Source organism: Streptomyces tubbatahanensis, assembly GCF_022699385.1.
Lineage (GTDB): Bacteria > Actinomycetota > Actinomycetes > Streptomycetales > Streptomycetaceae > Streptomyces > Streptomyces diacarni.
In genome coordinates, this window is record NZ_CP093846.1 from 4805250 (window position 1) to 4825319 (window position 20070).

At 73.2% G+C, this 20070-nt stretch carries 14 protein-coding genes; 4 read left to right on the plus strand and 10 right to left on the minus strand.

Annotated features, from left to right (window positions below; genetic code table 11):
• Nucleotides 1-21 precede the first annotated feature (21 nt).
• From MMF93_RS20745 to MMF93_RS20765, 5 genes are all read right to left on the minus strand, one after another.
• The gene (locus MMF93_RS20745) at nt 22-4386 is read right to left on the minus strand and encodes a DUF6531 domain-containing protein (protein WP_242753698.1); all 4365 of its coding nucleotides are present in this window, start codon (nt 4384-4386) and stop codon (nt 22-24) included.
• Complete coding sequence (locus MMF93_RS20750) at nt 4383-4994, minus strand: hypothetical protein (protein WP_242753701.1); 612 nt, start codon at nt 4992-4994, stop codon at nt 4383-4385. Before MMF93_RS20750 ends, MMF93_RS20745 begins: the two co-directional genes overlap by 4 nt.
• Nucleotides 4995-4996: 2 nt before the next feature.
• Nucleotides 4997-5371 carry an SseB family protein gene (locus MMF93_RS20755; protein WP_242753704.1) on the minus strand — a complete coding sequence of 125 codons (375 nt, stop codon included), beginning with the start codon at nt 5369-5371 and terminating at the stop codon, nt 4997-4999.
• 95 nt (nt 5372-5466) lie between these two features.
• Nucleotides 5467-9714 (minus strand): AMP-binding protein, encoded by a 4248-nt coding sequence (locus MMF93_RS20760; protein ID WP_242753707.1) that lies wholly within the window; start codon nt 9712-9714, stop codon nt 5467-5469.
• An 87-nt stretch (nt 9715-9801) separates the two neighbouring features.
• Nucleotides 9802-11127 (minus strand): MFS transporter, encoded by a 1326-nt coding sequence (locus tag MMF93_RS20765; protein ID WP_242753710.1) that lies wholly within the window; start codon nt 11125-11127, stop codon nt 9802-9804.
• 92 nt (nt 11128-11219) lie between these two features.
• On the opposite strand from MMF93_RS20765, the gene MMF93_RS20770 reads away from it, so the two are divergent.
• Complete coding sequence (locus MMF93_RS20770) at nt 11220-12224, plus strand: LysR family transcriptional regulator (protein ID WP_423835485.1); 1005 nt, start codon at nt 11220-11222, stop codon at nt 12222-12224.
• Nucleotides 12221-13150 carry a class I SAM-dependent methyltransferase gene (locus MMF93_RS20775; protein ID WP_242753713.1) on the plus strand — a complete coding sequence of 310 codons (930 nt, stop codon included), beginning with the start codon at nt 12221-12223 and terminating at the stop codon, nt 13148-13150. Before MMF93_RS20770 ends, MMF93_RS20775 begins: the two co-directional genes overlap by 4 nt.
• A gap of 30 nt (nt 13151-13180) precedes the next feature.
• Here the strand turns inward: MMF93_RS20775 and MMF93_RS20780 are convergent, their stop codons facing one another.
• On the minus strand, nt 13181-13876 hold the full coding sequence (locus MMF93_RS20780) for an alpha/beta hydrolase family protein (RefSeq protein WP_423835627.1): 696 nt from the start codon (nt 13874-13876) through the stop codon (nt 13181-13183).
• 666 nt (nt 13877-14542) lie between these two features.
• On the opposite strand from MMF93_RS20780, the gene MMF93_RS20785 reads away from it, so the two are divergent.
• Together MMF93_RS20785 and MMF93_RS20790 are read left to right on the plus strand one after the other, a co-directional pair.
• On the plus strand, nt 14543-15703 hold the full coding sequence (locus MMF93_RS20785; RefSeq protein ID WP_242753715.1) for an adenosine deaminase: 1161 nt from the start codon (nt 14543-14545) through the stop codon (nt 15701-15703).
• 248 nt (nt 15704-15951) lie between these two features.
• The gene (locus MMF93_RS20790) at nt 15952-16347 is read left to right on the plus strand and encodes a hypothetical protein (protein ID WP_114023332.1); all 396 of its coding nucleotides are present in this window, start codon (nt 15952-15954) and stop codon (nt 16345-16347) included.
• Nucleotides 16348-16636: 289 nt separating this feature from the next.
• On the opposite strand, the gene MMF93_RS20795 is transcribed toward MMF93_RS20790, so the two are convergent.
• From MMF93_RS20795 to MMF93_RS20810, 4 genes are all read right to left on the minus strand, one after another.
• Nucleotides 16637-16840, minus strand: a complete 204-nt coding sequence (locus MMF93_RS20795) for a PspC domain-containing protein (RefSeq protein ID WP_242753718.1) — start codon at nt 16838-16840, stop codon at nt 16637-16639.
• Between the two features lie 72 nt (nt 16841-16912).
• Nucleotides 16913-17521 carry a VanZ family protein gene (locus MMF93_RS20800; protein ID WP_242753721.1) on the minus strand — a complete coding sequence of 203 codons (609 nt, stop codon included), beginning with the start codon at nt 17519-17521 and terminating at the stop codon, nt 16913-16915.
• Nucleotides 17522-17678: 157 nt separating this feature from the next.
• The gene (locus MMF93_RS20805) at nt 17679-18398 is read right to left on the minus strand and encodes a hypothetical protein (protein WP_242753724.1); all 720 of its coding nucleotides are present in this window, start codon (nt 18396-18398) and stop codon (nt 17679-17681) included.
• Nucleotides 18395-20008, minus strand: a complete 1614-nt coding sequence (locus tag MMF93_RS20810; protein WP_242753727.1) for a sensor histidine kinase — start codon at nt 20006-20008, stop codon at nt 18395-18397. Before MMF93_RS20810 ends, MMF93_RS20805 begins: the two co-directional genes overlap by 4 nt.
• Between the last annotated feature and the right edge of the window lie 62 nt (nt 20009-20070).

Here is a 20070-nt window from a genome sequence, read left to right on the forward strand (position 1 = left end):
CTGAGTTCACCTGACTCTTCTCTATGGCAATGGAAGTTCGTCGGGGCGAGCGGGGCGCGGCATCTTCTTCCACGTCAAAAATTCCTGACCGGTCTTAGGGTTGACATGTTTCTCTGTTTCCAGAACGTGCGGTGCCGGTACGCCGCCGTGTGGGGCCGAGTCCGGGTCCACGTCTACTCGCTTCAACGGTAGCCCGTCGGCGTCGTAGACAGCATAGGCTGTCACGGAACCGTCATCCTTGCGGCGCACCAGGGTTTCGTCTGGGTTAGCACTCTTGGGAAATCTTCCGCTGTGAGGAGTGGCCTTCGACAAGTCCAGGCCACACCCAGCCAGTCCCAATGAGTCGATCATTCCGAGTGGGTTTCCCACATAAGTGTCCGGATTTGGTGAGGGGTCCAAACCAAGTGGGTCCGGTGTCAGGTAACGACCCGTCCCAGGGTCGTAGTACCGAAAATAGTTGTAGTGCAGGCCCGTTTCCGGGTCGGCGTATTGGCCTGGGAAGCGGAGGGGGCAGTCGACGGAACCGGACGGGGTTGGGAGAGGAGTACCCCAGAGGGTGGTGCGGGATTGCCAGGCGAGGTCGCCCTCGGGGGTGAGCAACTCCGTGGGGGTGCCGACGGTGTCGGTCACGATCGCGTGCAAGGCCGGCACCTTGAGGAGGGGGTCGCGGGTCGTTTGGGCCAGGGGGCGGTGGGTGCCCGGGGCGTAGTCCCACGTCGTCGTCGCGCCGTCCGCGGACGTCTGTTCGGTGACGCGGGTGCCGTCCCAGGTGAAGGTGACCGTGCCGGAGTCCGGGCCGGACTTGGAGACGCGGCGGCCCAGAGGGTCGTAGGCGTAATGCCAGGTCTCGCCTTGGGGGTTGGTCGCTGATATCAGGCGGTCCTCGGCGTTCCACCGAAAGGTCCAGGTGCGGGTTTGGCCGTTGAGGAGTTTGCGGGTCTTGCGTATGAGGCGGCCGGCGGCGTCGTGCTCGTACCGTGTGCGGCCTGCGCAACGGATGAGGGTGCCCTCGTGTTCGCGGTCACCCGGCACGGGATGAGCCGGGGCTTCGGCGTGGGACTGGTTGCCGACGGCGTCGTAGGCGTACTTCTCGCTCCAGCCGTGGGCCTGGACACCCACCACGCGCCCCACCGTGTCCAGGTCGTAGCGACGCGTCCCGCTCGTGAGTTCGCGGATCTCCGTGACGTAGCCGTCGGGGCGGTAGGCGTAGGTGCGGTGCTGGAGGATCTCCTCCCCAGCGGAGTGGATCGTCTGGTGCGTGAGACGGTCGGTGGCGTCCCAGCGCTGGGCCAGGGTGGCCGACCCGGCCGACCCGGCCGGCCCGCCCAGGCGACGGAGTGTTTCGCGGCCCGCCGCGTCATACGCGAAGGAGAGCGTCCCTCCCTGCGTGGACAACTCGATCGGGCGGTCCGCCGTGTCGTGGGCCCAGGTCGAGAGGTGACCGACGGGTGTCGTACGGCGCACCCGTCGGCCCGCCGTGTCGTAGGCGTACGACATCCGGCGGCCGTTGACCGTCTCGGACAGTACGCGGCCCACCGCGTCCCGCTCCAGCACGACGTCCGTCGCCGCGTTCGTGGCGCGGACCACCGCGCCCGCCGCGTCGTAGGCGAACGTCGTCACCTCGCCGCCGGTCTCGTCGCGTTGCTCGACGGGGCGGCCGTGGGCGTCCACGACGTAACTCAGCCGCTCACCGCAGGCGTTCGTCCGGACGCGGAGCCCGCCCGCCGCGTCCAGCTCATAGGTCTGCGTCGCCCCGTTGAAGTCCGTCTCCGCGACGAGGCGGCCCGCCGCGTCGTACTCGTAGCGCCACTCACGGGCCTGCGGGTTGGTGACCTTCACCAGGCGGAGTTCGGTGTCGTACGTGAACGCGTACTCCGCGCCGTCCGGGTCGCGCCGGGTGGCGGGGAGATCGAAGTGGGTGTGCGTGTACGCCGTGGTGTGCCCCGCCTCGTCCGTGTGGGCGACGAGGTTGCCCTCGCCGTCCCAGTCCCAGGACTCGCGGCTTGCGTCGGGGTTCTCGCGCCAGGCGGGTTTGCCCTCGATGGTCCAGCCGTGGCGAGTGGTGTTGCCGAGAGGGTCGGTGAGGGCGGTGACGAGACCGTGCGGGCCTCGGCGGACCCTGGTCGTGTGCCCCAGAGGGTCGGTCACGGCGGTCGGGAGGCCCGCCGCGTTGGGGGTGACGGTCGTCGTGTGCCCGAGCGGGTCGGTGAGGGAGGTGAGGTGTCCGGTGCCGTTGTAGGCGTAGCGGGTCACCGCCCCTGCGGGGTCCGTCGTCGAGGTGCGGTTGCCGGCGTCGTCGTACGTGTGGTGCCACACGCCGCCGTTCGGGTCGCGCACCTCCAGCGGAAGGCAGTCGTCGTCGTAGACGGCGGTGATCGCGCTGCCGTCCGGGCGTTCGATACGGGTCGTGTTGCCCAGGTCGTCGTACACGTAGCGGGTCGTGTGGCCCAGCGGGTCGGTGACGGCGACCGGGTGGCGGTTGGCCTCGTCCCACTCGGTGAGGGTGGTGTGGCCGAGCGGGTCGGTCACCGAGACGGTTCTGTACGCCTCGTTGTAGACGTAGACCGACTGGTGGCCGAGAGAGTCCGTGTAGCGGGTGGTGCGGGCTGCTTCGTCGTAGTGGAAGCGGCCGGAGAGGGTTCCGTCAGGTCCGACCGTGCGCAGCACCCGGCCCCGGTGGTCGTAGACGTAGCCGAATGCCGTACCTCTGCGGTCCTCCCAGGACGTGATGCGGTGGTGGTCGTCGTAGCGGTAACGGAGCGGCAGGCCCGTCGAATTGATGACCTGGTCGAGGTTGCCTGCCGCGTCGTAGCCGTACGTGACGAGAGTGGTGCTGCGTTCGCCGTGGAGCAGGCGCAGAGCGGTGACGCGGAGGAGTCCGGGGTCGGTGTCGACGGCTATGCGGTAGCCGCCGGAGTGGCTGACCTCTTGCGGGGCGCCGTCCGCGTCGTACGTCACCTCGATGCGGTTGCCCGCGCGGTCCGTGATCGCCGCCAGCGGCAGCTCGCGGCCCCCGGCGGGCAGCGGGACGAAGTGCAGGACGCGGTTCCGCTCGGGCGCGGTGATGGTCATGGTCCCGTCGGGTTTGCCGTCCCAGTGCAGCGGCCAGCGCGGGCCGGAGAGGGGCAGCGTGGGGGTCTCCGGCTGCGGGACGGGGTAGGTGAGCAGCCTCCCGTCGTCGGCTATGTAGACGATGCCCTGGTCGTCGAGTTCCAGCCGTTGATCCAGCGTGCCCGCCCAGCTGGGGCCGAACCAGCCGCCGCAGGCGTGTCCTGACGAGAAGAAGCGGGTCAGCAGCAGGGGCAGCACGCCCGGCAGGTGCACGTCGGTGGCTGACGTGAACATCGCGCCGGTCGCCACGTCGACCGGCTCGTTGACGCCCTCCCTCTCTGTGTCGCCCTTGTTCTCCCTCTCCGGATCGCCGTTCGCCCTCTCGCGGGCGCTGCCGTCGCGGCGCAGCGCCTTCTCGCGGCTCGCCAGTCGCTGGGCGGCGCTCTTGGCGGAGGCGGCGCCCTTGCGGAGGGCTCCTCCTCCGCCGGTGGCCAGGGCGAGGAGGAGGTCGGGGGTGAGCTGGCCGGCGGCGCGTGAGGGGTTGCGCTGCCACTCCTCCCAGTTGGTGACGGCTTTGGCGAACTCCTTGGGGTGGTGGGCGGCGTAGGCCGCGCCGTCGGCCATGCCCGCCAGTTGCAGGGAGGCGCCGTCGGGCCCGTCCTCGACCAGGTACTCGAACTGCTTCCACAGCCCCTTGGCGCTGTCCCCCATGCCGCCGAGGAACTCGCCGGTCTCCTTCTTGAAGCGGTTCCAGCCCTTGGGCGCGTTCGGAGCCTTCCGTGTCGCCTTCTCGAGCTTGCGCTTGGAGTCGTCGATGACGGTCTGGAGTTCCCCCTCCAGGGTGTCCAGGCGCCGGTGGCAGTCCTCCATCGCCGCCATACCGGGGTTCTCCGCCGGCGGCTTGTCGGGGAGGTTCTCGTCCTTGCGCTCGACCGCCTCGGCGTAGGCGGCGTCCTGCTTGACGTAGGCCTTGGAGGCTGCCCGAGCGGCGTCCGCGTCAGCGATGATCGGCTTGAGCCGCTTGTGCACGGATCGCAGCTTGTCGGCGTAGGCATCCAGCGCGGACGCGGCGGAGGTGAAGTACTTCTCGGCCTTCTCCAACTCCTTGGGCAGATCCGAGCTGGCCTTCTGGAACTCGTCCGAGGCAGCACCGGTCCACGGCAGGAGGGACAGGTCGGTCAGCTTGTCGTAGCCGTCCTTGAACGCGCCGGCGTATGCCTTGAGTTTGACGACCAGGTCGTCGACCTTGTCGGGGTCGCCGTAGATGACGTCGCTGGGCTTGGCGTGCGGCGGTATGCGCTCCCGACCGCCCTCTGTGACGTCCTTGCCCGTCATGCGACCGGCCCCTTCTGGCCCCCGTCGACGACCCAGCCCTCGCCGCCCTCGCCGGCCACCCGGTAGCGGGGGTTGGCCGGCAGGTCGCCCGTCACCTTCGTACCGTCACCGCCAGCCCCACCGCCGTCCCCGACGCTGCTGCCGCCGTCGTCGTCCAGCCAGGGTTCCTGGTAGATCTCCGGAGGCGGGTCGAACGTCGGACGGTCCCCGTCCTTCCAGGCGCGCAGTCCGTGCTCGCCGAAGGGGAGTTTGGCGATGTTGTCCTCGGTCGGTGCGAAGTCCTTGACCCGCAGCAGGTCCGCCATCATGTACGCCGCGATCACCTGCCGCAGTGTGTCCACGATCACGTCCGTGTGCTCGGCGACCCGGCCCATGCCGAAGCCCCATTCCTCCAGCATGTCCTTGGCGGGCTGCTCGATGTCGAACACGGCCGCGGTGGTGATGCCACTGGACAACGACTTCCAGTCGTCCTTGATCTTGTGTGCCGCCACGACCGACTCCTCCAACGGCCGCAGGATCTTCCGCACCTCGGCGATCTCGATCGCATAGCCCTCACCCGGCTTCGGCTCGCCCCCGCCGCCCGGACCGTCCCCCTTGTCACCTGCCACGTTTACCGCCCCTCAGTCTCAGCCGGGTCCGCCGCCTCAGCCGGGCCCGTCGTGCCCGCCGGGCCCGCCAGCGTGGTGCCGTCCAGCAGGAATGGCTGCTCTCCCAGCGGATCGACCAGCGCCCGTACCCCCTCGGGCAACAAGCCGACCAGGTCCTCGGCCGTGGTCGACGCCCATCCGCACGCCCCCGCGAACAACGCCAACCGCTCCCACGAGGTGAATACCGGCACCACCGGTCCCTCCGACGTCTCCGCCACCAGAAACCCGGGCGTCTCGGGACGCCGGAAATACAGGCGCACGGTGCGCAGTTGAGCCAGCTTCTCCGCCGGAGACAGTCGCGCGACCGTCGCGTCACGGACCAGATCCCGCAACGACATGTCCTACCCCCCGTCCGCAGCGTGACCAGCCGCGAACCCATCGTATGTTCGCACGTCAGTGCTGTCGCCGACGGGGCGTTTCCGTGGGGGCTCGGTCAGCGTCCTGCCGACAGACGTGGGGTCAGCAGCCGCCCCACCTCGGCCATGGCGTCGGGTGCGCCCAGGGCGCTGTGGGTGTAGGCCAGGTCGTGGACGGTGAGCGGACCGGTGATGAGGGGGTGCCAGGCGTCGGGGGAGGGGCGCGGGGCCGGGGCGGCGAGGGGGTCGGGTTCCGTGGCGCGGAGGTAGAGGGCCGGGCCCTCGTAGACGGCCGGGGCGTAGGTCGGCAGCAGGGCCGCGTAGTGGGACAGCATGCGGGTGACGGCGCGCAGTTGGGCCTCCTCGGCCAGCCCCGAGCCGAGGGCTTCGGTGACCAGGCGGCGGACCAGGTGGGGGTGCGCCGCGGGGTCGACGCGCAGCCGCGGATCCAGGGGCGCGGCGTCCAGCAGGGTCAGCAACTCCACCTCCTCGCCCTCCTTCTGGAGGTGCGCCGCCATCGCGTGGGCCAGCGCGCCGCCCAGTGACCAGCCCAACAGCCGGTAGGGGCCGCGGGCCTGCACGGCGCGGAGGCGGGCGACGTACTCGGCGAGCAGGCCGGGGAAGGTGGCGGCGAGTGGTTCGCGGGTGTCGCGCAGCCCCTGCGCCTGGAGGGCGTGGACGGGGACGGAGGGCGGCAGGTGCGGGGTGAGGGTGGCGTAGCACCAGCCGAGCCCCCCGGCGGGGTGGACGCAGAACAGCGGCCGGTCCTCGCCGCCCGCGCGCAGCGGGAGCAGCATGGCGTAGGCGTCGTCCGTGGTGCCGCACGGGTCGCTCGCGGTGTCGAGGAGCTTCGCCAGCTGGCCCGGGGTCGGCGCGTGGTAGAGCGCTCCGAGTGAGACGTCGGCGCCCAGTTCGGTGCGGATGCGGTTGAGCAGGCGGGTGGCGGTCATGGAGTGGCCGCCCAGGGCGAAAAAGTCGTCGTCCAGGCCGGTTTCGGGGACGCCGAGGACGGCGGCGAAGAGGGTGCACAGGGTGCGTTCGCGGGGGGTGCGGGCCGCGCGCGGGCCGGCGTCCGCCGCGGGGGGCGCCGTCGCGGCCCGCGTGGGCAGCGCGGCGCGGTCCAGTTTGCCCTGCGGGGTGAGCGGCAGCGCGTCGTGGGTGACGTACACGGCGGGCACCATGGCGGCGGGCAGGCGGCCTGCCGCCCAGGAGCGCAGTTCGGCGCCGGCGAGGCCGGTGGCGGGCTGCGTGTCGTCACCGGGGGCGCGCGGTGCGGGCACGATGTGCGCCGCCAGGTGCAGCGGGCTCTCGGGGGATCCGGTGCGCTGTGCCGCGACGGCGACGTGGGCGACGCGGGGGTGCGAGGCCAGTACGGCCTCCACCTCCCGGGGTTCGATGCGGACGCCGCGCAGTTTGATCTGCTCGTCGGCGCGGCCCAGGTACGCGAGCATGCCGTCGTCGGTCCAGCGGACGAGGTCGCCGGTGCGGTACATCCGCGCACCGGTCCCCGCAACCGCCCCAGCACCGGCCCCCGCAACCGCCCCAGCACCGGCCCCCGCAACCGCCCCCGCGTACGGGTCCGGCACGAAGCGTTCGGCCGTCAACGCGTCGGCGCCCAGGTAGCCGCGCGCCACCTGGGCGCCGCCCAGGTACAGCTCGCCGCGTGTTCCGGGCGGGACCAGGCGCCCGCAGTGGTCGAGGACGTAGGCGCGGACGTTGTGCTGGGGCCGTCCGATGACCGGCTCGTCCCGCTGCGCGTCGAGGCGGCACCACACGGCGTCCACGGTGCATTCGGTCGGCCCGTAGTAGTTGAGGACGGTGGTGGCGGGCAGCGCGCGCAGCCGCTGCCACAGGGTTTTGTCCAGCGCCTCGCCGCCGACCATGAGGGTGCCGGGCTGGTGCCTGCCGGCGGCGAAGAGGCCGGCGTCGAGGAGTTGGCGCAGGTAGGAGGGGGTCAGGTCGAGGAAGTCGAGGCGCCATTCCTCGATCCGGGCGACGAGCGCGGCGGGGTCGTGCCGCACCCCGTCCTCGGCCAGGTGTACTTCGTGGCCCGCGGCCAGGAACAGCCAGGCCTCCCAGGAGGTGTCGAAGGAGAACGACGCCGTCAGCGCGGCCCGCAGCCTGCCGCCGCCCCCGGCCCCGGCCCCGCACTCGGCCCTGGCCCCGCCCCCGGCCCCGCGGGCGGCGCGCTCCCGCGCCGCCGGGGTGATGAGGGAGACGAGGTGGTCGTGGAAGAGGTGGGTGAGCTGCCGGTGTTCGACGACGACACCCTTGGGGCGGCCGGTGCTGCCGGAGGTGAACGCCAGGTACGCGGCGTCCTCGGGGCGCGGGGGCCTGGTCAGGTCGCCGGGCGCGGGGTCGGTGGCGGGCTGGGCTTGGAGCCGGCGCCTCGTGGGCGCCGTGTCCGTCACGACGACGGGCACGGCGCACCGCGGCCCGTCGGTGCCCTCGCCGGTGCCCTCGCCCGTCAGGCGGGCGGCCGTCTCCTCGTGTGCCAGTACGCACAGCGGCGCGGCTTGCGCGAGCATCATCCGGGTCCGTTCGGCCGGGTGTCCGGCCTCCAGGGGCAGGCAGGCGGCGCCGGTCTTGAGGACGGCGAGGAGCGCGACGGCGTAGGCCTCGGTGCGGGGCAGGCCGAGGGCGATGGTGGTGCCGGGGCCCGCGCCGCGGGCGAGGAGTAGGTGGGCGAGCCGGTTGGCTCGCGCGTTCAGCTCGCGGCGGGTGAGGACGGCGCCGCCGCCGGCGGGGCCGCAGACGACGGCGACGGCGTCGGGCTCCTCCCGTACGCGCTGCTCGAACTCGGCGTGCAGCGGCGTGGCGGGGACCGGGAGCGCGGGGCCACGGCCCCAGGCGAGCACCTGGTCGCGTTCGGCCGGGGTCGCCAGGTCGATGTCCGCCACGCGGCGTGTGCCCTCGCAGGTGGCGAGCGTACGCAGCAGCGAGAGGAAGCGAGCGTGGTGGGCGGCGACCTCGGCGGCCGGGTAGGTGTCGGGGTCGGCCTGGAAGTCGATGCGCAGGGAGCCGTCGCTGGGGCGGTCGTAGACGTTGACGCTCATCCCGGTGACGGGGCCGTTGGAGAGGTTGTGCAGGACGGCCGGGTGGCGGCCGAAGCTGACCTGCGGGTCGTAGACCATCACGTTGATGCCCCAGTCGGCCATGCCTCCCGCCAGCGTGGGGGCGGCCTTCAGCTCCCGCACCATGTCCCAGAACGGGTACCGCTGGTGCCGTACCAGGCCCTTGGCCTGCGCCGCCGTGCGCCGCAGCAGGTCCTCGACGGTGCCCGCCGAGGGCGCGGGCACCCGCAGCGGCAGCACGTTGGCGAGCATGCACGGCACCTCGCGGGTGGCCCCGCCGCGTGCGGTGACGGTGACGTCGAGCATGACGTCACCCACGCTGCCGGGCCCGCCGGGACTCCCGGAGCCGACACCGCCGTCGGACGGGGCGGCCCCCGCGGACCCCACAGACCCCGCGGCCCCCGCAGCCCCCTCGGCGTGCTCCCGCTCGCCGAGCCGGTCCACGTACAGGGCCAGCGCCGCCATCGCCGCGGTGGCCAGCCCGGTACGGGCGCCCCGCGCCAGGGCGCGCAGACCCCGTGCGGCCTCGGCTTCGAGGTGCCCGCTCTCCCGCACGAACCGGCGCGCGGGGCGCAGCCAGTGCTGGGAGGCGTGCGCGGAGGTGCCCCAGGCGGCGAGCTGCTCGGCCCAGTAGGCGCGGTCGCGGGCCATGCGCGCGGAGCCGCGGTAGTCGGCCTCGTCGGCCAGCGCCTGCGCCAGGGGGGCGAGGCGCCCGTCGGGGGCGGGGGTCCCGCTCTCCAGCGCGGTGTAGAGCTGCGCCAGCCGCGGCAGAAAGAGCGTCATGGAGAAGCCGTCCATGACGATGTGGTGGATGGCCATGTAGAGCGTGTACCGGTCGTCGGCCGTGCGCAGCAGCGTGAAGGTGAAGGCCCGTGCGTGCCGCGGGTCCACGGGATTGCCGAGATCGGCCCACATCAGGGCGTGCGCGGCGGCGGCCGGGTCGTCCTCGCCGCGCAGGTCCAGCAGCGGCAGCGGCCAGTCCTCGCAGTCCTCGACGACCTGCCGCACCTGCTCCTCGGGCCCCGCCGTGCCCTCACGCTCGCTCGTGGTGAACCGGACGCGCAGCGCCTCCGTCTCGGCGACGGTGCGCCGCAACGCCCGCTCCAGCAGCTCCGGATCGACCGGGCCCTGGATCTCCAGGGCCTCGGCGGCCCGGAAGCACGGGTTGTCCGGGTCGAGTTGCTGGGCGTACCACATTCCTGTCTGCGCCGCCGTCAACGGCAGCCCTTCTCCGCTGCCGACCTGTCCCATCGAAACCAGCTCCTGATTGCGCCACACCGTCTGGGAGCACAACGAGAGGAGCTGTCAGAGGGCACCTTCCGACCGTGGCGCCGGTGTTCAGGCCTGTGCCGGCACCGCCGCGCGTCGGCTCGCGTACAGCGTGATCCCTCCGGCCAGCACCATGGCGCCCAGTGCCAGCGCGACGGTCGCGCTCCAGCCGCCCGCGGCGAACGCGGCGGCGCCCAGCGCACCGCCCAGGGAACTGCCCACGTAGTAGGACATCTGGTAGAGGGCCGAGGCCTGCGCGGGGCCGTGGGTGGCGGTGCGGCTGACCGATCCGGAGGCCACCGCGTGCCCCGCGAAGAACCCTGCCGTGATCAGGACGAGCCCGGCGACGACGGCGACCAGGCTGTCGGCGAGGCTGACGAGCAGGCCCGTGGAGGCGGTGCCGATCCCCAGGTAGAGGGTTCCGCGCCGGCCCAGCCGGGCGTTGAGCCGCCCGGCGGTGGCCGAGGCGAGCGTGCCCACCAGGTAGATGACGAAGATGGAGCCCACCAGGCCCTGGGAGAGCCCGAAGGGGGCGGCAACCAGCCGGTAGCCGATGACGGTGTACACGGCGCCGAAGACGACCATGAACAGCAGCCCGATCGCGTACAGCCGCAGCAGCAGCGGGTTGCCCAGGTGGGAGCGGACCGTCGCGGCGACCCGGCGCGGGTGCAGGGGCACGGGGGTGAAGTGCCGTGCCCGCGGTACCAGGAGCCGGAAGGCGACCGCGCACAGCAGGGAGGTGACGGCGACGGCACCGAGCCCGGCCCGCCAGCCCCACGCCTCGGTGACCCAGCCGGTGAGGATGCGCCCGCTCATGCCTCCGACGCTGTTGCCCGCCACGAACAGCCCGACGGCGCCCACCAGGTGGGTGCCGCGTACCTCGTCGGAGAGGAACGCCATGGCCGAGGCGGGCACGCCGGCCACCGCCGCGCCCTGGAGCGTCCGCAGGGCGATGAGGACCGGCAGGCTGGGGGCGAACGGGACGACGAGCGCGAGTGCGACCGCCACCGCCATGGAGACGGTCAGCATGCGGCGCCGGCCGAAGCGTTCGGACAGCGCGGCCAGCGGCAGCACGGCGACGGCCAGTCCGACGGTTGCGCCGGAGACGGTCCAGCTCGCCTGGTCGGGCGAGGCGTGCAGCGAGCGGGAGATCTCGGGCAGCAGCGCCTGGGTGGAGTAGAGCAGGGCGAAGGTCGACAGGCCGGCGGCGAACAGCGCGAGACGCATCCGCCCGTGCCCGGGGTCGCCGGGGCTCAGCTTCGTCGCGTCGGCGGCCTCCGCCGTCCCTTCGGCGGGACACCTATCAGCAGGGCCCGAGTCAGCGGGACCCGTATCAGCAGGACACGAAGAGGCGTCCACCGGCTGGGTGGACGCCCCGGTATCGAGAGCAGGCATGGCTCGAACGTACGAACTCTCCTCTCATCCGTCCAATGCATGAAAGTGCGAGAATCGATGCCCGTCCGCATCACCGCAGGTAAGGGCCGCCCGTGTCACCCTCCCGTAGCGTGGAAGACAGCTCCGTCACACCGCGGCCCGCCTCGGTCGGCGCGACGGCGCCCACGGTGTACGCGCTCACGCCCCGCCTCGCGCAGTTCGCGGCCGTCGCCCGCCACGAGCACGTCACCCGCGCCGCGCAGGAACTCGGCGTTCCGCAGTCCTCGCTCAGCCGGGCCCTGGCCCGGCTGGAGGCCGACCTGGGCGTGGCCCTCTTCGCCCGCCACGGCCGCACCGTCTCCCTCACCCCGGCGGGCCGCACGTTCCTGGCCGCCGCCGAGCGGGCCCTGACCGCCGTCGAACAGGGCGCCGAAGCGGTGCGCTCCGACGCCGACCCCGCCACCGGCAAGGTCGCCTTCGGCTTCCTCCACACGCTCGGCTGGGAGACGGTCCCCGAACTGCTGCGCGCCTTCCGCGCCGACCACCCGCGCGTCCGCTTCGCCCTGGTGCAGAACTACGGTGACGCCATGCTGGAGCGGCTCCGCGCCGGAGAGCTCGACCTGTGTCTGACCTCGCCCGTCCCCGACGCCCCCGACCTCGTCGCCCGCCGCCTGGACGAACAGCGGCTGCGGCTCGTCGTCCCCGACGACCACCGGCTCGCGCGGCGCAAACGGATCCGGCTCGCCGAGGCCGCCGAGGAGTCCTTCGTCACCCTGGAGCCCGGCTACGGCATGCGGCGCCTCCTGGACACGATGTGCGCCGAGGCCGGGTTCACCCCCCGGATCGCCTTCGAGGGCGAAGAGGCCGAGACCATCCGCGGACTGGTCGCCGCCGGGCTGGGCGTCGCACTGCTGCCCCCGCCCGTCTTCCCCCGGCCCGGCGTACGGGAGGTGGCGGTGACCGCGCCGCGCGCCGTCCGCGAGATCGGGCTGGCCTGGTCCGCCGGGCGCCCTGACACGCCGCCGGTGGCCGCGTTCAAAGCGTTTCTGCTCAGCCGCAGGGGCCGACTCCTGCGCGCCGAACCCACCCACCACCCCGCCCCGGAGGACAACCGATGACCCCGCACCCGAACGGCCCCGACGGTCACGCGCACGGCCACGGGCACACCCACGCCCACGCCCACGGAGGCGACACCACCCCTACCCAACCCGACTGGGAGGCCCTCGCCGAGCACCTCGAACGCGAGGCCGAACTGAACGTGCCGTTCCTCGAGGAGGCCGCCGCCTGGCTGCACGACCTCACGGGCAGCCGCGAGGTCACCCGCGTCCTCGACCTGGGCAGCGGCCCCGGCGTCTCCACCACCGCACTCGCCCACGCCTTCCCCGGCGCCGAGACGGTCGCCGTGGACAGCGCCCCCGGGCTGCTGGAGCGCGCCCGCGCCCGCGCCGCACGCGAGGGGCTCGCCTCCCGGATCACCACCCGCTCCGCCGCACTCCCCGACGACGTCCCCGGCCTGGGCACCGCGGAACTGATCTGGACCAGCAACGTCGTCCACCACCTCGGCGACCAGCGCGCCGCCCTGGAGACGTTCGCCGGAGCGCTGCGCCCCGGCGGTGTCCTGGCCGTCCGCGAACGCGGGCTGCCCACCCGCTACCTGCCCCGCGACATCGGCCTGGGCCGCCCCGGCCTCCAGGCACGGCTGGACGCCGCCGAGGAGGACTGGTTCACCGCCATGCGCGCCGAACTGCCGGGCCACACCCGCACGGTGGAGGACTGGCCGGCGCTGCTCGTCGCCGCCGGGCTGACCCCGACGGGCAGCCGCACCTTCCTCACCGACCACCAGGCGCCCCTCGACCCGGTCGCCCGCGCCCACGTGCGCGGCCGCCTCGAACGCTTCCGCACCGGCCTCGCCGACAGCCTGGACGCCGAGGACCTCGCCACCCTCGACACGCTCCTGGACGACACCTCGCCCGAAGGCGTCCTGCGCCGCCCCGACGTCTTCTTCCTGACAGCGACGACCGTGCACACGGCGGTCCGCACCTGACCCGCGACGCCTGGCGCGCCCGCGCGGGAGCTACCGCAGACTCTTGCCGAAGCCGCTCGCCAGCGGCATCCGCAGGCCCAGGGGCGGGGGAGCCGCCAAGGCGTCGGTCAGGGGGCGGCACAGGTCGCGGGCGCACAGGGTGCCGAGGACGAAGTCCTGGGTGAGCGCGGCGACCTCGGCCGCGTAGCCGCGCAGCCCGTGCCCGTCCGTGTGCACCTCGAACCGGCACACCTGGGCGTTGACCTTCTTGGCGCGCTCGGCGAAACGGAAGGACAACTCCGGGTCCGTCCGCGTGTCGTTGGTGCCGTGCACCAGCAGCACGTGACGGCCGCGCAGGTGCCGTACGGGCTCCGCGTCGTCCGTGCCGTCCACACCGTCGGCACCGTCCAGCACGGGTCCGAGCGCGACGACGGAGGCGACCGCGGGATGGCCGGCGGCGCGCAAGGCCGCGCGTCCGCCGATGCCCCTGCCGACCAGGCAGACGGGCACGTCACCGTACCGGCGTACGACTTCCTCGACGGCCCACTCGGCGTCCTCGGCATACGCGCACCCGGCGCGCCGGGCCCGACTGTCCGTGGCCGTCCGGGGCTCACCGACAGATCCGGCACCGTCGCCCGCCGACGCCTCGCCGGGAGGCCTGTCGGCGCCAGGCGCCCCGGCGGGAGGTGTGTCGAGACGAGGCGCGTCGGTGGGCGGCGCGTCGGCGTGAGGCCGGGGTTTCCCGATGTCCTCGACACCGCCTGCGCTCGGGGCCTCGACGCCTCTCCGTGCCTCGTCAGCGCTCGGGTCCTCGACCCCGCTCCTCACCCAGCCGGCTCCCGCGCCTTGGGCGCCCGAGGCGGAGCGCGCGCCCCCGGGCGCGTCGGACGACGGGTCCGGATCCGCGTCCCGGCGGGCGGCAGCGGCGCGGTAGTGGACGACGTGCGCGGTCAGCGGGTCGTCCCGGGTTCCGGCGCGCCCCAGCCGGCGCGCCAGCGGCAGCGCGGCGGCCGCCGCCAGCGCGGAGCCGCGGAGCGCGCCGCCGTTGTCACCCGGCAGGACGAGCACGACGGCGTGCGGTGCCTGCCCCACGGCCCCGTGGGGCCGTCCCAGGCGTGCTTCCCTCTCGGGCAACGCTCGCTGAGCCATGGCGCAACAATGGCACGCCGCCGCGCGGAGGGAAGGGAGTTGACGCAAGGGAGTGGGGAAACCGGGTGGAAACCGCGTGGAAACCCGGGAACGGAGGTCCTGAACGCCCCGAAGGCCCAAAACCACGGGTTCCCCGCACACGGGTCAGCCGCGGCCCCCTCCCATCCCCCGGTCCGGGCCCGGCGCACGCACGGAACCGGACAACACCGAAAACTCTCCCTCGCCCCCCATGCGTTCTACGCGCGTAGGAGCTAGAGTGCCGTGATGGTAAGCGAATCCGAGAGCACCGTCCCCCAGGGAGTCGTTCCCGGGGGTGTCGTCCCCACCGCGGAGCAGATCCGCCGCGCACCGAAGGTTCTGCTCCACGATCACCTCGACGGCGGGCTGCGCCCCGCGACCATCGTCGAACTGGCCCGCGAGACCGGTTACGACGCGCTGCCGGAGACCGACGCCGACCGGCTGGAGAACTGGTTCCGCGAGTCGGCCGACTCGGGCTCCCTGGAGCGCTATCTGGAGACGTTCTCGCACACGGTCGGCGTGATGCAGACCCGCGACGCGCTCTTCCGCGTCGCCTCGGAGTGCGCGCAGGACCTGGCCGCCGACGGAGTCGTCTACGCCGAGGTCCGCTACGCGCCCGAACAGCACCTGCTGGGCGGCCTGACGCTGGAGCAGGTCGTCGAGGCGGTCGACGAGGGCTTCCGCGAGGGCGAACGGCTGGCGCACGCCGCGGGCCACCGCATCCGGGTCGGCGCGCTGCTGACGGCGATGCGGCACGCGGCCCGCGCGCTGGAGATCGCGGAGCTGGCCAACCGCTACCGGGACCTGGGCGTGGTCGGCTTCGACATCGCGGGCGCGGAAGCGGGTCACCCGCCCACCCGGCACCTGGACGCGTTCGAGTACCTCAAGCGCGAGAACAACCACTTCACCATCCACGCGGGCGAGGCGTTCGGGCTCCCCTCGATCTGGCAGGCCCTCCAGTGGTGCGGCGCCGACCGGCTCGGGCACGGGATGCGCATCATCGACGACATCCAGGTCGGCGACCAGGGAGACGTCAAGCTGGGCCGCCTCGCGGCGTACGTGCGCGACAAGCGGATCCCGCTGGAGCTGTGCCCCTCCTCCAACCTGCAGACGGGCGCGGCGCCTTCGTACGCAGAGCACCCCATCGGGCTGCTGCGCCGGCTCCACTTCCGTGCGACGGTCAACACGGACAACAGGCTCATGAGCGGCACGAGCATGAGCAACGAGTTCGAGCACCTCGTGCGGACGTTCCGCTACACGCTGGATGACATGCAGTGGTTCACCGTCAATGCCATGAAGTCGGCGTTCATTCCTTTCGATGAACGTCTCGCCATGATCAACGACGTCGTCAAGCCGGGATACGCGGCGCTCAAGGCCGAGTGGCTCTTCCCCACCGCCGCCGTCTGACCCCCGGTGACCAGCGCTTCCGCCGCCGCCTCGCGCCCCGCGGGCGGCGGCGGAAGGCGGCGGGCGCCCCGCCGCGCATCCCGTCTCGACGGCGACTTACGGCGTCGCCCGCGTGTTTGCGACTCCTCGGAATTCCTGGCTACGTTCGCCGGGCTGCTCAGGCCCCCGGGCCGCTGATGGCCCCTCACCGGGGCACTCACGCCCTGTTCGAGCTGCTCAAAGCCCCCACTCCGAGGACGTAAACACTGATGAAGCAGGTAGCCAAGAAGACCCTGGGTGTCGCCGCGCTGGGTGCGGCCGCCGTCGTGGCCGGCGCGGGTTCCGCCTCCGCCGCCCCCACCGACATGCTCGGCGGCGCGCCCGCGGGCAAGGCCCTCGGTCCGGTCGCCGAGACCGCGGGCAAGACCGTGGGCGACCTTCCGCTCCGGGAGGCCACCCAGGGCCTGCCGGGCGGGCTGTCCCAGCCGGTGGGCGTCGCCCAGCAGGCGCTGTCCGGGGCCCTGACGGGTACCCCGCTGGACGCGACCGAGACGGTGGCCGACAACGCGCAGAAGTCCACCGAGGGCAAGAGCTCGGCCCCCGGCGGCGGCATGCTCGGCGGCCTGCCCCTCGGCAAGGCCCTCCCGGTGGGCGGCTCCCACTGACGCAGCGCGGCGGCGGCCGCCGCTGAGGCAGGCGGCCGGGCCGACGGCGGCGGCGCCCCGCAGGGGCTCTCCACGGCGGAGGGGCTGCGTCACCCGTGGCGGGTGACGCAGCCCCTTTTCGTTCCCCCCCCGGTCACGTGGCGAACGGTCCGTCCCGCCGGTCAGTGCCCGGGGAAGGTGGCCTGGTGCCGGGCGCCCGCGAACCCGGCCTCATCGGTGCCCGCACCGTCACCGCGCGTGCGGAGGGCTTACTCGGATCTGTCGGAGGCTGCCGCCAGACGCGGCAGCGTCACCACGCTGACCTGTGGTGCTGTCGCTCGTTGGGGAGCAGCACCCACAGTGCCAGGTAGAGCAGGCACTGCGGTCCTGGCAGGAGGCATGAGACGAGGAAGAGGACGCGCATCGTGGTGGGCGTGGTGCCGAAGCGCCGTGCGAGGGCGGCGCAGACGCCGCCGATCATGCGTCCCTGTTCGGGGCGGGCCAGTGCGGGCATGAGGCTGCTCCTTCGTCGGTCGTTCTCGCTCTTCTTCCGACGATAGAACGGACCAACGGTACGAACATCGCACTACGGTGCCATCCCGACCCTGGTGGCTCTCGGGGTCGACCCCTGGGAGGTCTCCTCCCGCAGGCGTACACCGGTGCCGGTCCGACGCTCGGCCGTCCCGGACCGCTGCCCGCCGTCCGGCAGGCGGCCTCCTGTGCTGCGGTCGCCCCGGGAGCGCAGGCCGCGCCGCACCAGCGGGAAGACGAGCCCGGCCGCCAGCGCCACTCCCGCGGTGTTCAGCAGCACCGTGTCGACGTCGACGAGCTGCCCCGACACCCCTGTCTTCACCAACGTGAGCCCCACCGAGAGCATCGCCCCGGCGAAGACGGTGCGCGCCACGGTGCCCGGGAGCCTGCGGTGCAGGCGTCCTGTGGCCAGCGGCAGCAGCACTCCGAACGGCGCCGGCAGCAGCAAGGCGGGCCCCAGCTCCTCCAGCGCGACCCGCGGCCCGTCGGCGAGTGCGGCGCGGATGGTGGCCAGCGGTTGCAGGTTGGCGGGCGCCATCCAGGGAACCGAGACGGGGCGCAGCGTCAGCCAGCCGACGAGACACAGGTGTACCGCCAGCAGGAGGAGTCCCGCGGCGCGGATACGGGAGGCGGAGGTCAGACCGCCGGAGCCAAGGCGCTGCACGTCCTCAAGGACGCCTCCGCGTTCCGCCGCGGTTCCTTGCGGTGTCCTGAGCGGGTCAGGACTGTGTCACACGCGTGTCCCGGCTCGGGCCGCCGCACGTGTCCCACCGCCGCGTGTGTCCCGGCTGCCGCCGCTCCACGTCCGGCACGGGTGCCACTCACACCTCCGTGCCCGCCGTCTCGGCCGCCTCCGGACGAGTCCGCAGCCCGGCACCGCACTCGTAGCGCTTCAGTGGCGCCTTCGTCTCCCCGGCCGCCTCTTCCTCGCCGCCGTCGCCGCCGTCCGACGGGGAGCCGGCCGGGCCGCCGAGGACCACTCCGTCGTCGGCGTCGGCCGCCGCGGTGTCCGCGTACGTGCACACCAGCTGTGCCAGCGCGAACGACGGCAGCTCATCCGGTGGCCGGTTGAGCCGCAGCGCCTCGTCCGGGTCGCCGTCGGCGCCCGGCTCGACCGTCAGGTCGTCGGGCACGGCCGTGGTGAAGCCCGCCGCACCCTCCGTGGTGCGCGGCTGCCGCTTGAGCTCCTCAAGCAGCTTCCGCGCCACCGGCAGCCGCTGCGCGGACGAGCGCCCCTGCGGCATCCGTACCTCCCGCTCGACGGGCGAGACGCGGGAGCCGCACACCAGATAGACGCGGACGAGTGACCGCGCGCCGTCCGCTTGCGGGCTCTCGTGGCCGTCGGGCAGCACGCAGCCCACCCGGGAGGGGGCCGCGCCCGCGTCCACGGGGACGGAGGTGGCGCGGATGCCGCAGCCGGTCGCCACCGCGGCGAGGACGCACAGGAGTATGAGCGGCGCCGGGCGCCCGCGCCGGGCCCCGGCACGTTTCCGGGTGAGCGGCCCCGGCGGTGACTGCCTCCGCCGTGCGGAGCGGCTCATCGGTCTTCTCCCTCGTCCTGAGCGCCGTCGTCGCCGTTGCGCGGGCGCTCGCCGGTGCCTTCGCCGTTCTCGCGCTCCCACTCCTCGGCGACCCGGCGGGCGTCCCTGGGCAGGTGGAGGGTGAAGACGGCGCCGCCCTCGCCGCTGGGGGCGTTGTGCGCGGTGATCTCCCCGCCGTGGATGTGGGCGTTCTCCAGCGCGATGGAGAGGCCGAGTCCGCTGCCCTCGGAGCGGGGGCGGGAGGCGCTGGCCTTGTAGAAGCGGTCGAAGACGTGCGGCAGGACGTCCTCGGGGATGCCGGGGCCCTGGTCGGCGACCTCGATGGCCAGTTCGTCACCGTCCCCGCCGTCGGGCCGCTCGCGGGTGTGCACCGACACCCGCACCGGGGAGCCGCCGTGCTTGAGGGCGTTGCCGATCAGGTTGGCGAGGATGACGTCCAGCCTGCGCGGGTCGAGCCGGGCCATGATGCCCCGGTCCGCGTCCAGCTCCACCGCGTCCAGCCAGGCCCTGGCGTCGATGCAGGCGGTCACCTGGTCGGCCACGTCCACGTCGTCCAGCACCAGCCTGGCCGTGCCCGCGTCGAAGCGGGTGACCTCCATCAGGTTCTCGACCAGGTCGTTGAGCCGCCGCGTCTCGCTGACCACCAGCTGCACGGCGGGCGCGATCATCGGGTCGAGATTGTCCTGCTCCTCCTCCAGCACCTCGGTGACCGCCGAGATCGCCGTCATCGGGGTCCGCAGCTCGTGCGACATGTCGGCGACGAACCGCCTGCTGGAGGCCTCCCGCGCGCTCAGCTCGGCCACCCGCTGCTCCAGCGAGGCCGCCGCGTCGTTGAACGTGCGCGACAGCTCGGCCAGCTCGTCCGTGCCCGAGACCCGCAGCCGCGTCTCCAGCTTGCCCTCGCCGAGCCTGCGCGCCGCCTCGCCGAGCCGCCGCACCGGGCGCAGCACCGTCGTGGCCGCGGCCTGCGCCAGCAGCATCGCGCCGATCAGCGCGAGCCCGGTGGCGATCCCCAGCGACCAGCCCAGCGAGCTGAGATCGTCCCGCTCCGGGGCCAGCGACTTGAGCAGGTACCCCGTCGGCGTGGGCTCCTCGCCGATCACCTTCGCGCCGCCGACCAGATACGGGTCGCCGTCCAGCGTGATGCGCTGCCAGTACAGGTGGTAGGGGTGCTTGTTCTGCTTGGTGACCGGGCGCTTCTCCTCGACCGCGTGGCGCAGCCGGTCCGGTACGTCCCCCAGGGCGAAGTCGTCCTGGTTGGAGGCCGCGGCGCACCGCTTGCCGCTCTCCGTCTCGTCGACGAGCAGCACCTGGTAGTTCTGCGAGCTGCGCGCCATCTTCGCCGCCGCCTCGCGCAACTGCCCGCAGTCGACCTTGCGGGGCAGGTTGCCCGCGTTGTCCTCCATCGCCTTGCGGAAGTCGTTGAGCGCCGCGTTCTGGGCGCGGGTGAGAACGGCGTCGCGGTTGAGCCAGTAGGCGATGCCCGAGGCGGAGACCGCCGCCGTCAGCGCCACCAGCGCGAAGACGACGACGAGGCGGAGCCGCAACGTCGGCAGCAGACCGGCGAGCCGGGAGCGCAGGCGCGCCCCGAAGGAAGGGGCGTCGGTCACTGGGCGGTTCCGTTCTGCGTGCTCGTACGGTGCTGTGCGCCCCTGTGGTTCCGCGTGCTCGT

Excerpts from the sequence above, each read along its gene's own strand:
- MMF93_RS20795 (WP_242753718.1), bottom strand. The coding sequence starts at position 16,840 with ATGCCCGCACTGGCCCGCCCCGAACAGGGACGCATGATCGGCGGCGTC.
- MMF93_RS20760 (WP_242753707.1), bottom strand. The coding sequence starts at position 9,714 with ATGGGACAGGTCGGCAGCGGAGAAGGGCTGCCGTTGACGGCGGCGCAG.
- MMF93_RS20785 (WP_242753715.1), top strand. The coding sequence starts at position 14,543 with ATGGTAAGCGAATCCGAGAGCACCGTCCCCCAGGGAGTCGTTCCCGGG.
- MMF93_RS20775 (WP_242753713.1), top strand. The coding sequence starts at position 12,221 with ATGACCCCGCACCCGAACGGCCCCGACGGTCACGCGCACGGCCACGGG.
- MMF93_RS20805 (WP_242753724.1), bottom strand. The coding sequence starts at position 18,398 with ATGAGCCGCTCCGCACGGCGGAGGCAGTCACCGCCGGGGCCGCTCACC.
- MMF93_RS20790 (WP_114023332.1), top strand. The coding sequence starts at position 15,952 with ATGAAGCAGGTAGCCAAGAAGACCCTGGGTGTCGCCGCGCTGGGTGCG.
- MMF93_RS20745 (WP_242753698.1), bottom strand. The coding sequence starts at position 4,386 with ATGACGGGCAAGGACGTCACAGAGGGCGGTCGGGAGCGCATACCGCCG.
- MMF93_RS20755 (WP_242753704.1), bottom strand. The coding sequence starts at position 5,371 with ATGTCGTTGCGGGATCTGGTCCGTGACGCGACGGTCGCGCGACTGTCT.
- MMF93_RS20765 (WP_242753710.1), bottom strand. The coding sequence starts at position 11,127 with ATGCCTGCTCTCGATACCGGGGCGTCCACCCAGCCGGTGGACGCCTCT.